This window comes from Alistipes sp. UBA1686 (genome assembly GCF_002320215.1).
Classification (GTDB): domain Bacteria; phylum Bacteroidota; class Bacteroidia; order Bacteroidales; family Rikenellaceae; genus Alistipes; species Alistipes onderdonkii.
The window spans coordinates 68493-81097 of record NZ_DCKA01000015.1 but is presented as its reverse complement, the minus strand read 5'-3'; the positions used below and the strand labels follow the sequence as shown (position 1 = coordinate 81097).

Annotated in this window: 8 protein-coding genes; 4 read left to right on the top strand and 4 right to left on the bottom strand. The window is 60.4% G+C overall.

The features are described 5' to 3' along the window. Positions 1-49: 49 nt before the first annotated feature. Positions 50-172: a hypothetical protein gene (locus B3C38_RS06290; RefSeq protein WP_022332898.1), complete on the top strand. Its 123-nt coding sequence runs from the start codon at positions 50-52 to the stop codon at positions 170-172. Then, a complete protein-coding gene (locus tag B3C38_RS06285; RefSeq protein ID WP_286726275.1) occupies positions 165-2306 on the top strand; it encodes a fimbrillin family protein in 2142 nt (713 codons plus the stop codon). Before B3C38_RS06290 ends, B3C38_RS06285 begins: the two co-directional genes overlap by 8 nt. 83 nt (positions 2307-2389) lie before the next feature. Here B3C38_RS06285 and queG read toward each other — a convergent pair whose 3' ends face one another. Beyond that, positions 2390-3298 carry a tRNA epoxyqueuosine(34) reductase QueG gene (gene queG, locus B3C38_RS06280; RefSeq protein ID WP_286726329.1) on the bottom strand — a complete coding sequence of 303 codons (909 nt, stop codon included), beginning with the start codon at positions 3296-3298 and terminating at the stop codon, positions 2390-2392. 99 nt (positions 3299-3397) lie between these two features. Between queG and B3C38_RS06275 the strand changes: the two genes are divergently transcribed. Continuing rightward, entirely contained in the window at positions 3398-5077 is a 1680-nt protein-coding gene (locus B3C38_RS06275) for an AMP-binding protein (RefSeq protein ID WP_055210967.1), read from the top strand. A 30-nt stretch (positions 5078-5107) separates the two neighbouring features. On the opposite strand, the gene B3C38_RS06270 is transcribed toward B3C38_RS06275, so the two are convergent. From B3C38_RS06270 to B3C38_RS06260, 3 genes are all read right to left on the bottom strand, one after another. Further along, a complete protein-coding gene (locus B3C38_RS06270; RefSeq protein WP_055203540.1) occupies positions 5108-5350 on the bottom strand; it encodes a helix-turn-helix domain-containing protein in 243 nt (80 codons plus the stop codon). A 350-nt stretch (positions 5351-5700) separates the two neighbouring features. Beyond that, a complete protein-coding gene (locus B3C38_RS06265; protein WP_286726272.1) occupies positions 5701-8934 on the bottom strand; it encodes a DUF2723 domain-containing protein in 3234 nt (1077 codons plus the stop codon). 309 nt (positions 8935-9243) lie between these two features. Continuing rightward, a complete protein-coding gene (locus tag B3C38_RS06260; RefSeq protein WP_286726271.1) occupies positions 9244-10851 on the bottom strand; it encodes a DEAD/DEAH box helicase in 1608 nt (535 codons plus the stop codon). Between the two features lie 182 nt (positions 10852-11033). Here B3C38_RS06260 and cysS point away from each other — a divergent pair, with 182 nt between their 5' ends. Next, positions 11034-12509, top strand: a complete 1476-nt coding sequence (gene cysS, locus B3C38_RS06255; RefSeq protein ID WP_286726269.1) for a cysteine--tRNA ligase — start codon at positions 11034-11036, stop codon at positions 12507-12509. Positions 12510-12605 lie beyond the last annotated feature (96 nt).

Genomic DNA, 12605 nt, shown 5'->3' with positions numbered 1-12605 from the left:
TCTTTTTGGTACGGAATATGCGTTGTCCTGCGCAAATCAGCTTTTTATTATGGGACGAGAATCGTATATGCGACCCGAAACCGAGGTGCTCGACGTCAGTGTCGGGCTGGGTTTCGCGGCTTCGGTAGAGGGAAAGGTCGAAGGTTTCGACCGGGAGGACTGGGATGAATAGGTTTACGTGGATTGTGGCGGCCTATTGCGTGCTGCTGAGCGGTTGCGCCGACGACGGCCTGCAGGATGTACTGCCGTCGCGGACGGTGACGCGCAACGTGCGGATCGCTGCTTGCGTCCCGTCGACGCGCACCGAACTGGCGCCGGACGGGTATAATGTGCTTTGGTCGCCGGGCGACCGTATCGGCGTCTATGTCAAGAGCGGCGACACGTTTACTGCGGAGAATGTCCCCTTGGCCTTCGAAGGGAAGGAAGCGGCTTCCGGAGGTTTTTTCAGCGGAGACATTACCCTTGCGGAAGGGGCGTCGGAGTACACGCTCTATGCCTATTATCCCTATTCGGAACAGACGTCCGCGGATGCGACCGGCGTGGGTTTCACGCTGGCGTCGCAGCAGGTGCAGGCGGCAACGGGCGATTCGTCGCACCTGGGGGATTACGACTTCCTGGTCGCCGATGCCTTGACCAGTGCCACGGGGGATTTCGGTGCCCTGCTTTTCAGGCACGCTTTTGCCATCATCGAGGCAGACCTGACGGGATCGGGAGAAATGGCCGGAAAAAACATCGCTTCGGTAATGCTTTTCAATACGGACGCCGCTTCGGTCGCCTCGAACGGTGCCCTGACCGATATGGCCAATATGACGGGCGGGTTCTCGTTCGACCTGACGGCGCCGGCGGGCAACAATACGGCGACGTATACCTATCCGTCCGTGCAGCTCAACCTGTGCGGGCTGACCTTTACGGAGCCGCCCGTACTCGGGACGTCGCCCGTAAAAACTTATTTTACGGTGAATCCCGCCGACTATTCGCGCGGCGACGGCCGGGTTTATGTCGTGGTGAATACGACCGACGGTTATACGGCGACCTATTCGCGGCCGGGACTGGTCATCGGCTCCGGGCAGATGAAAGTCATCACACAGGATATTGCCGCGGGAACCGCGCGCCAACCCGTCATAGACCTGACGGCGGATGGTAAGACGGCCAACTGCTACATTGCCACGCTTTCCTCGCAGGCCTATTCGTTCGATGCGACGGTCGCCGGCAACGGCGTGATTACCGACGGTTTGCTGCAGGCCGTACAGAAGTTCGAGGGACGTACGCTCTCGGCCTCGCTTTCTGGCGGTGAGGCCCGCCTGCTGTGGCAGAGCAACCCCTATCTGATCGAACCGGGAAGCATCTCCTATGCCGGCGGCAGAATCGGATTTTCCCTCTCGGGGCGTCCCGTTTCGCTCGGGGGAAATGCCGTGATCGGGCTTTTCGCCGATGCCGCAGCTACGGAGGCGCTCTGGAGCTGGCATATCTGGATTACCGACAAGACCAATGACGAGCTGCTCGCACAGGCGGAAACGTATACGATGTACCCGGCCTATGAACAGGCTTACGGAGCCGGAACGGCCGTCATGATGGATCGAAACCTCGGGGCGATCTTCAAGGAGGACGGCGCTTACGCCCGGTCGTTCCGGGCGCCGCTCTACCAGTGGGGACGCAAAGACCCCTTCCCGTGGGGGCTGGTGGTGTTCGATGCGCAGAGCGTACCGCATAATTACATCGACGGATGGCGTCCGGTGCAAACGACGGGTGCCCCCGGCCAGTATGTGGGCTACGTAGGCAATACGTGGTACGCCACGGCGCATCCCGACCTCTTTATCGCGACCGTGGCCGGGACGTCCTATGACTGGTATTACGGAGGGGGCAAGGGCAACGGGCCGGATTACCGCAACAATGAACTCTGGGGTAACCCTACGGGCTATACCGTGGGGCAGACTACGACCAAAACACTCTTCGATCCCTGTCCGCCGGGATGGAAGATGCCCCACCCCTATGTTTTCAGTGCATTTACCAAGACAGGCAATACTGCGACGGTGGTCAGCGGCGACGTGAACACTACGGGCTCTTTCGTCCAGGGGTGGAATTTCGTCTACGACGGTACGAATACGACCTATTACCCCGGTGTGGGTTACCGTTACGACGAATACGGTACCTTCTCGTTTACGCCGTCGGGATATTACTGGTCAAGCGCCCCGGCGCCCTCGGATACATTCGGGGCATGGGTGTTCGGCCTTACGGGCGCCAGTATCTACCAGCGCTACTCCGACCCGCGCGGGTTCGGGTTGCCCGTGCGGTGCATGAAGGAGTGATCCATCCTCCCCGGGATGAGGATTGCTTCCGAGTCGCTTTGCTCCGGGACGGTGCTGCTCCCAGCGATGTTGCCGGGGCGGGGTTATTCTCTGCCGATGTTGCTTCGGATGCGTGCCAGTCCGCTGCGGGTCAGCGGTGTCGTGCCCATGCGGGCTTCGAATTCCGCTTCGTCCATCGCCAGCCATGCCTCGGTGTCCATCGCCAGCGGGTCGAACACGGGGTCGAAGGCCGGGTTGGTGTGCATCGGGGCCTTCTGGTTGTGGGGGCAACAACTCTGGCAGCGGTCGCAGCCGAAGATCCAGCCGTCGAGGCCGATCCCTTCGGAGGGAACCTTCTCGATCGTGTGACAGGAGATACAGCGTCCCGTGTCGATCACCTTCGGGGCGACGATGGCGCCCGTCGGGCAGCTTTCGATGCAATTGTGGCAGCGTCCGCAGCGCGACCCTTCGAACGGCGGGTCGTAGACGTCGGCATCGTCCGTGAGCAGCAGTTCGCCCAGCAGGACATAGGTGCCGAAACGGGGTGTCACCAGCAGCGACTGACGGCCTATCCAGCCCAGCCCGGCTTCGACGGCCAGTTGTTTTTCGAGCAGCGGGGCCGTGTCGACGAACGCCCGCCCCGACAGATCGGGGCGTGAGGCGCGGAGTGCATCGAGCATCCTGCCGAGCATTCCCCTGATCGTCGTGTGGTAATCGGCCGCACAGGCGTAGGAGGCTACTTTCGTGCGGTGCCCGGGGGGATAACCCTCGCCCGCGCGGTTTTTATAACTCACGGCGCAGACCACGGCCGTGCGTGCGCCCTCGACCAGTTTGCGCGGGTCGGCACGCTTTTCGATATTGCGCTCCATATAGGCCAGCGACGACTGGTAGCACTTGCCCAGCCATGCCCGCAGCATCGACTCGTTCTCGGCCAGGTGGCGGCACGGGGCCAGGCCGCAAAGGTCGAACCCCGCATCGGCGGCAAGTTTTTTGATGTACTGATGGTCGAGCATTTTATTATTTTGGTTCAAAAATAGTGATTTTTAACCGGAAATTAGTAATTTCGCCCCAAACTTTCGCGTTATTGAAACGTAGTTAAAACGAAACGTATTATGACCATCAATACACTTTACGAACTGGCCCGCAACAGCGTGGAAAAGTTCGCGTCGAAAGTCGCATTTTCGATGTTCGAAGGCGACGACGTGACCTATGCCGAGGTGGGCCGGCGTATCGAAAAAGTGCAGGAGATACTTACCGGTGCGGGGCTCCGTGCCGGGGACAAGGTTGCCTTGCTCAGCAGCAACATGCCCAACTGGGGAGTCTGCTATTTCGCCGTTACTTCGGCAGGCATGGTCGCCGTGCCGATCCTGCCCGATTTTTCGGGCGAGGAACTCGACATGATCATCGCGCATTCCGAAGCCAAGGCCCTGCTCGTTTCCGACCGGCTCTTTACCAAACTCTCGAAACAGACCATTGAACGGCTGAACGTCGTGGTGCGCACCAAGAACCTGGGCGTCATTGCTCAGCGGGTCAGGGGGGAGGGCACCATGGCCGTGCCGAAGCCCGATGACCTGGCCGTGATCATCTATACCTCGGGTACGACCTCGAAGCCCAAGGGGGTGATGCTGACCCACGCGGCACTCTGCGCCCAGGTCGGGATTTCGTCGGGCATCTTTCCCGTACTGCCCGACGACGTATTCCTCTCGGTGCTGCCGCTCTCGCACACCTACGAATGTTCCATCGGCATGATCTATCCCTTCTCGATGGGTGCCAGGGTCGTTTATCTCGACCGTCCGCCCACGGCCTCGGCACTGATGCCGGCGCTGCGTGCCGTGCGTCCCTCGGTCATGCTGATCGTGCCGCTCATCATCGAGAAGATCTACCGCCACCAGGTGCTGGCCAAATTCAATTCCAATGGTTTCTGGCGTACGCTCTATAAGGTGGGATTCTTGCGCCGCTACCTCCACCGCGTCGCGGGCAAGAAACTGCTCAAGCTCTTCGGCGGGCGGCTGCGGTTCCTCGGCATCGGGGGCGCCAAACTCGACGGCGGTGCCGAAAAGTTCTTGCTGGAGGCGAAAGTGCCTTATGCCATCGGCTACGGGCTCACCGAGACCGCGCCGCTGCTTGCGGGCGCCGCACCTTCGCAGGTGCGCCTCGGCTCGACCGGGCCCCAGGCGCCGGGTGTGCAGTTGCGCCTGGAGAATATCAACCCCGACACCCGGCAGGGCGAGGTCGTGGCGCTGACGCCCAGCGTCATGCTCGGGTATTTCAAGAACCCCGAGGCGACGAAGGAGGTCTTTACCGACGACGGCTGGTTCCGCACGGGCGATCTGGGCGAGTTCGACAAGGACGGCTGGCTTTATATCAAGGGGCGCCTGAAAAATATGATCGTAGGCCCCGGCGGCGAGAACATCTATCCTGAGGATATCGAAACCGTACTCAATTCGCACGTATATATCGCCGATTCGATCGTCACCGAACAGGAGGGGCGCCTCGTGGCATTGGTGCATTTCAACCGCGACGAGATCGAGGCCATGATCGACAACTGGCGCGAGGAGTGGGAGACGAAGAAGGAGGCCTGGGAGGCCAAGACCGAGCAGCTCAAGAAGGAGATCATGGATTTCGTGAATGCCAAGGTTAACCGCTTCTCGCGGATTTCGGAGGTGGTCGAGGAAAAGGACGATTTCGCAAAGACTCCGACGCACAAGATCAAACGGTTCCTGTACAACAGGAGCAAAGACAACGACAAACCGCAGCGGGAACAGCCTGCCGGAAAACCCGAAACCAAATGACAAGACGCCTCTCCGCGGAGGGGTGTCTTGTCATTCTGCGTCAGACCTGTCTTCTACCTGGTCGAAGAATGCGCCGAGCGATATGCCGTAATAGCGGCAGAGGCGAGCGAGGGTGCTCACCGTGATATTGTATTTCTCGGTCTCGATCTTGCCGATATGGATGCCCGTGTCCTCGTAGACGGTCTCCTGGGAAACACCCTTTTCTGCACGCAGTTCCCTGAGCCGACCTGCGATCGCCTTCAGTAATGTTATGTCCCGCCAAGGTTGTTTCATATTAACAAAGAAACAAACCTCCCCAATATTTGATAATGATTTATACATCATTATCGGGGAATTTGCCTATCTTTGTCATCATACAGGAAACGCGCCAAAACGGCTTGGCAACTCACTGTGCGGGATGAGGCGTCACTGAAAATGTGTACCCGTTGCTGCCGATACCGTTTTGACCGCAGGGAACCCACCGAGGCGGGGGTTCCCTGTCTTTTTACGGCGGGTGCCCGGGGACGGGATGAGGCGGTTTTGGTTGTTGCAGCTGCACTGTTTCCGCCCGGAAGCCCCGATCTGTAATATGGGGAAAGCCCCTCCGCAAAGGAGGGGCTTTCGCCTTTTGTCCGTGGTAGTTGCTATTGCGCGGTGTCTTTGCGCGGGATAAGGGTCGTATCGACCTGGTGGGGCTTGTCGCCCACATCCACGAGGTTCTCCTCTTCGACCCCGAGCGAACGGTAATAGGCGTTGATCTCGCCGATGATTTCCTTGCGACCGGCATATACAGCCAGGTAGTAGACGTCGCCCAGCTGGTCGAGTTTCTCGTCGATGATCGGCGACACCATGTCGCCCTGCACGCCGTCGAAACGCAGGTAATATTCGATGTACTCGATCAGTGTCCTGGCGTATTCGCGCAGCAGTGCGTCGCCCTTGTCGGCCGCATCCTCCACGCCCATCGCCGAAGCGGCGTAGTACGCTTCGAGGAACGGATAGGTGTTGGAGTCCGTAAAGCGTATCTGCGACGGGGGCAGCTTCTCAAGCCCCATGTCGAGCAGTTCGACGGCTTCCTGCGCGCGATCCTGCCGCAGCAGTTCCTTTGCCACGCGGGCAAAGGCATCGCGGGCGTGCGAGGCGCTCAGGTTGTATTGGATGAAGTAATCGGCATATACCCTCGGGTCGGCGAGATTCCCGTAGCGGAATGTCTCCCTGAGCAGCGGCGCCGCATAATCCGCGTCGATGCGCCCGATTTCCCAGGGGTTTTGCACGGGAGTGAGGATCGGCACGAAACGGTAGGCGTAGCCGTCGAACTGGAGGTAATCCATCAGTCCGAAATCCTGCAATATGTAGACCTGCGTCATGTAGAGCGGGCGCTTCCAGTCGAAGTTGGCCAGCATGTCGAGGATCATCAGCTGCGTCTTGTCGATCGAGTTCTTCCGCAGGTTGATGTAGACCGTGTCGACCATCTGGGCGCGGTCTTTTTCGGCGACGATGCCCGAGGCGATGGCGTTCTCCTTGTTCACCGGTAGTGCGATGCGTTTGGTCGGGATGTAGTCGGTCATCGTCCCGTCCGAGAGCTTGATCTTGCTGCGCGGGTCTTCGCTGCGCACGAATTCGATCACGTCCTTGATGTCCACCGCGCGGTCGAAGCGGTTGTCCACCGGCACCCAGTCGTTGGTGAAGGTATACTTGCTCTTGGGCAGCGAGAAGGGTACGCCCGGGGCGTCGTTGGCCTTGGTTTTCATCTCGTCGATGTACCATTCGCCGCCCAGGTAGGAGGTGTTCATGATACGCACGTCGGGGCGTACGCCGTAGATCTCCTGGTTGTTCCAGAGCGGGAACGTGTCGTTGTCGCCGTAGTTGAGGATGATCGAGTTGGGCAGCGTCGACATCAGGTAGTTCCAGCCGATATCGCGCGCCATGTAGCGGTGCGAACGGTCGTGGTCGTCCCAGTTCTGCGCCGCGAGGATCGTCGGCACGCCCATGCAGACCACCGTCGCCGCCACGGCGGCCGTGACGTTGTTGCGCCTGGTGAGCCATGCGACCAGGTCGCGGATGGCCAGTACGCCGAACCCGATCCATATGCAGAATGCGTAGAACGACCCCGCGTAGACGTAGTCGCGTTCACGCGGTTCGCCCGGCGAAGTGTTGAAATAGAAAACCAGCGCGATACCCGTCATGATGAAGAGCCACATGACGATCGAGAAATTCCGCTGGTCGCGGTTGAGCTGGTAGATCAGTCCGATCAGCCCCAGCAGGAACGGCAGGAAATAGTAGGTGTTGCGGCCTTTGTTGTCGGCGATCTCGCGCGGCAGGCCGTCCTGCGGCCCGAGGTATTTCTCGTCGATCCACTTGATGCCCGACAGCCAGTTGCCGTCGGTGATCGTCACGCGGGTGGGCTGTATGTCGCTTTGGCGCCCTACGAAATTCCACAGGAAATAGCGCCAGTACATGTACGAGAGCTGGTAGTTGAAGAAATAGTTGAGGTTCTCGAGGAACGTCGGCTCGACGATCGTGCGCGGTTCGTACCCGTCGTCGTATACCTTCTTGGTGCCGAAGTCGAGCACTTCGCCCTGCATGGGGCGTCCCTGCGAGTCGCGGACGATTTCGCCCTTTTCGTCGCGCATGATCTCGGTTTTGGTGCGGTAGGCGGCCCATTGCTTGTACTCCTTCTCTCCTTTGCGCGCATCCCACATGCGGGGGAAGAAGTGGATGAATTCCGGGGCGTGGGTATATCCCGTGATGACCGATGCGGGCTTGTACTTGCCGTCCTCGTCGAGGTAGTAGAAATGCTTTTCCTTGTACCCTTCGGGCGGGGCCGAGTAGTAAGCGCCGAACAGCAGCGGCCGGTCGCCGTACTGGTCGCGGTTGAGCACCGACATCAGTGCGTGGGGGTTGTTGGGGTTGTTGCTGTTCATCGGCGGGTTGGCGGCGGCACGGATCGTCACCGAAGCGTAGGACGAGAACCCGATGAGGATCATGGTCGTCGAGAGCAGGATGATGTTCCACACGACCTTGCCTTTGCGGTGTGTGTACCACGAAGCCCAGCCCATGCCGCCGATCAGCGCCAGTGCGAAGAGCACCATGCCCGAGTTGACGGGCAGCCTCAGCGTGTTGACGAAGAAAAGGTCGATCATCGCCCCGACGTAGACCGTGTAGGGGATGATGATGTTGTTGACGAAGATCAGGATGGCGCCCGCGATCAGCGTGGCGTAGACGATGCCCTTGAAAGTCACCTTCTCCGTCTTGCGGAAGTAGTAGATGAACACCAGCGCCGGGATGGTCAGCAGGTTGAGGATGTGCACGCCGATCGACAGTCCCATCATGTAGGCGATCAGTACGATCCAGCGCGACGAGTGGGGCTGGTCGGCCTCCTCCTCCCATTTGAGCATCAGCCATACGACCAGCGCCGTGAACATCGACGAGAGGGCGTAGACCTCACCCTCGATGGCCGAGAACCAGAACGTATCGGTGAAGGTGTAGGCCAGGGCACCCACGATGCCTGCACCCAGGATGGCCCACACGTTGGCTCGGGTGAGCTGGCTGCCGTCGCGGGTCACGAGGCGCCGCGCCAGGTGGGTGATCGTCCAGAACAGGAACAGGATGCAGAATGCGCTGGCGATGGAGTTCATGCCGTTCACCGCCATGCCCACAAAGTCCGGGTTGCCGGCGGCGAAGAGCGTCGCCAGGCGCGCCAGCATCATGAACAGCGGGGCTCCGGGAGGATGCCCGACTTCGAGTTTATAGGAGGTTGCAATGAATTCCGAGCAGTCCCAGAGGCTCGAAACCGGTTCCATCGTCATCAGGTATACCAGTGCGGCGATGGCAAAGACCGCCCAGCCGACGATGTTGTTCCAGCGTTTGAAGGATGTCATATTTTTTCGGTATGTTTCGCTTTATGTCCTGCAAAAGTAATCATTTAACGGCGAAATCCAATCAATATTACCTGCCGAAGGCGGAAAGTTGCTATTTTTAAGGCTTTTCGGAGCCGGGCCGGATTTCCCTGTTCTGCCGTCCGGTTGCCGTAGCGTCTGCTGACGCCGGTGCGGGTTTGTGGCGTGGCCGTTTTCGAATGGCTGGCCAGGACAAGGTGGTGGGCCGCGATGTGCAAAAATGTGAAATGCCGGAGCGACGCTCCGGCATTTCCAGATGGTGGTGTGGCTGGCGGGCACGCTGCCCGGTGGTTATTTGCGGCCCGGCCTGAGGATGCCGGACAGCCAGCTGCCCATGCCGGATTTTTTCTTCTCCGGCGCCTGCGCTTTTCGGGGTGCCTCGGGGCTTACCGCTTCCCGTTTGTCCCGGGCGGATTTCTGACTTCCGGATTTTCGGTCATCCTGTCTCCGTTCCGTGTTTGCGGCCGCTGCGTTTTGCCTGTCCGGTTTTTGCCTGCCCCGGTTACGGTTGCGGCGGCGTGCCGGGCGTGCCGCGGCGTCCTTGTCCTGCGGCTGTTGCCCGTCCGGGGTCTGCTTGCCGCCAGTTCGTTGCCCCTGCGGTTTCGGATCGCCGGGAGCCTGTCCCTGCGGCTTGCGCCTGCCCGGCCTCTGTCCGGCCTGACTTTGTGCGGGCTGTTTTTGTGCGGCTCGCTTTTCCTCCGCTTGCTTCTGCCCTCCGGTTTGTGCTGTATCCGGTTTTTTCCCGGCGGGCTTTTTCCGGCTGTTTTGTGCGGGAGCCAGTTCCCCGGAATCCGGGTCGAGTTCCAGCCCGGTCAGTTTGAGGATGTCTTTCAGCAGCGGGCGTTCCTCCTCCGAGCAGAAGGCGATGGCCTGTCCGTCGCGCCCGGCGCGTCCCGTGCGGCCGATGCGGTGGACATAGGTCTCGGGCACTTCCGGCAGGTCGTAGTTGATTACCAGCGGCAGTTCGCTGATGTCGATTCCCCGCGCGGCGATGTCGGTGGCGATCAGCACCCGGCAGGCCCCCGAGCGAAAGTCGTTCATGGCCCGTTCGCGGGCGCCCTGTGACTTGTCTCCGTGAATGGCGCGTCCTTCGATGCCCGCTTTGGTGAGGATACGGGCGATGCGGTCGGCGCCGTGCTTGGTGCGCGAAAATACCAGCACCGAGCTCTCGAGGCGTTCGCGCAGCAGGGAGGCCAGCAGCGTCCGTTTTTCGGCCTTTTCGGCGAACAGGACGCTCTGGCGGATGGTCTCGACCACCGAGGCCGGGGGCGTCACGGTGACGTGCGCCGGGTTGCGGAGCATCGTATTGGCCAGTTTTACGATGTCGTCGGGCATCGTCGCCGAGAAGAAGAGCGTTTGCCGTTCGCGGGGCAGCAGCGGGAGGATTCGCCGGATGTCGTGGATGAAACCCATGTCGAGCATCCGGTCGGCTTCGTCGAGGACGAAGAAGCGGATGTCGGACAGCGAGACGTAACCCTGGCCGATCAGGTCGAGCAGGCGTCCCGGCGTGGCTACCAGCAGGTCGATGCCGCGTTGCAGCGCATCGACCTGCGGCCGCTGGTTGACGCCGCCGAAGATCACGCAGTGGCGGATGTCCGTGTAGCGGGCATAGTCGCGGCAGCATTCGTCGATCTGGATCGCCAGTTCGCGCGTCGGCGTAAGCACCAGTGCCTTGATCGTGCGCCGCCCTTTGGTGCGCGGCTCGGCCGAGAGCAGCTGGAGGATCGGCAGCGTGAAGGCCGCCGTCTTGCCCGTCCCGGTCTGGGCGCAGCCCAGCAGGTCTCGGCCTTCGAGTGCGGGCGGGATGGCCTGCTGCTGGATCGGAGTGGGGGTCGTGTAGCCTTTTTCGGCCACGGCACGCTTGAGAGGTTCTATCAGGTTCAGTTCCTGGAATGTCATTGCATATCGGTTTTGTCCCGGCGTCGTGTGCCGGATAATTCGGTGTTGATAATATACGGAGGGAAAAACGGGAAGCGTCAGACCAACGCGCACTATTATTGGCACAAAGGTACGATTAATTCCGCGATTCTGGTGCATCTCGATTAAATTTCTTATTTTTGCACAATAATTTTTCGCAATTTATGGAATCGAAACTCGTACTTTACAATACGCTCACCCGCCGCAAGGAGGTGTTCGAACCGCTGACTCCCGGCCGCGTGGGCATGTATGTCTGCGGCCCCACGGTCTACGGCGACCCGCACCTGGGACACGCCCGGCCGGCCGTGACGTTCGACTTGATGTTCCGCTACCTGAAGTCCTGCGGCTACAAGGTGCGTTACGTGCGTAACATAACGGATGTGGGGCACCTGGAGCACGACGCCGACGAGGGGGAGGACAAGATCGCCAAGAAGGCGCGCCTCGAGCAGCTGGAGCCGATGGAGGTGGCGCACTACTATACGGAGCGTTACCATCGTGCGATGGATGCGCTCAACGTCGAGACCCCGTCGATCGAACCCTATGCCTCGGGGCATATCATCGAGCAGATCGAGTTCGTCAAGAAGATCCTCGCCGACGGCTTTGCCTACGAGTCGAATGGTTCGGTCTATTTCGACGTGGAGAAGTACAATGCCAAATATAATTACGGACGTCTGTCGGGGCGTAACCTCGACGACATCATCGCCAACACGCGCGAGCTGGACGGGCAGGGCGACAAGCGCCACTCCTATGACTTCGCCCTGTGGAAGAAGGCGTCGCCCGAGCATATCATGCGCTGGCCTTCGCCGTGGGGAGAGGGGTTCCCCGGCTGGCATATGGAGTGCTCGGCGATGAGTACCCGTTACCTGGGCGAACGCTTCGACATCCACGGAGGCGGCATGGATCTGATGTTCCCGCACCACGAGTGCGAGATCGCGCAGTCGACCGCCGCGCTGGGGCACGATTCGGCACGTTACTGGGTGCACAACAACATGATCACGATCAACGGCCAGAAGATGGGCAAGTCGCTGGGCAACTTCATCACCCTTGAGGAGCTCTTCACGGGCAGCCATAAATTGCTGGCGCAGGCCTATTCGCCGATGACCATCCGCTTCTTCGTGTTGCAGGCGCAGTACCGCTCGACGCTCGATTTCTCGAACGAGGCCTTGCAGGCCGCCGAGAAGGGGTTCGACCGCCTGATGAAGGGCGTCGAAGCGCTCGGGAAGGTCAAGCCCGCCGAAACGTCGACTATCGATCCTTCCGAGTTGGAAAACCGTTGCCGCGCGGCGATGGACGATGACCTGAACTCGCCGATGGCCATTTCGGCGCTGTTCGACTGGGTGCGCATCATCAACCAGCTGGTCGACGGGCAGCAAAGCATCACGGCCGCCGACCTCGAAGAGTTGAAAGCCACGGTTTACCGTTACACGTTCGATATCCTCGGCCTGCGCGACGAGAAGGCCGCAGGTGCGGCTTCGGGGCGCGATTATGTGACCCCGCTGGTCGAGATGCTGCTCGACGAGCGCCTGAAAGCCCGTGCCGCAAAGGACTGGGCGGCTTCCGACCGCATCCGCGACGGGCTGGCCGCAGCCGGTATCCGTGTCAAAGACCGCAAGGACGGCAGCGACTGGGAACTGGAATAAGCGGAAAAAGGGAAGATCCGGATCCCGGGCGGAACTGGACGGGCAGGGCGGGCGCCCTGCGGGTGTGACGCTGTGGCGGGATGGCCTTGTGCAATA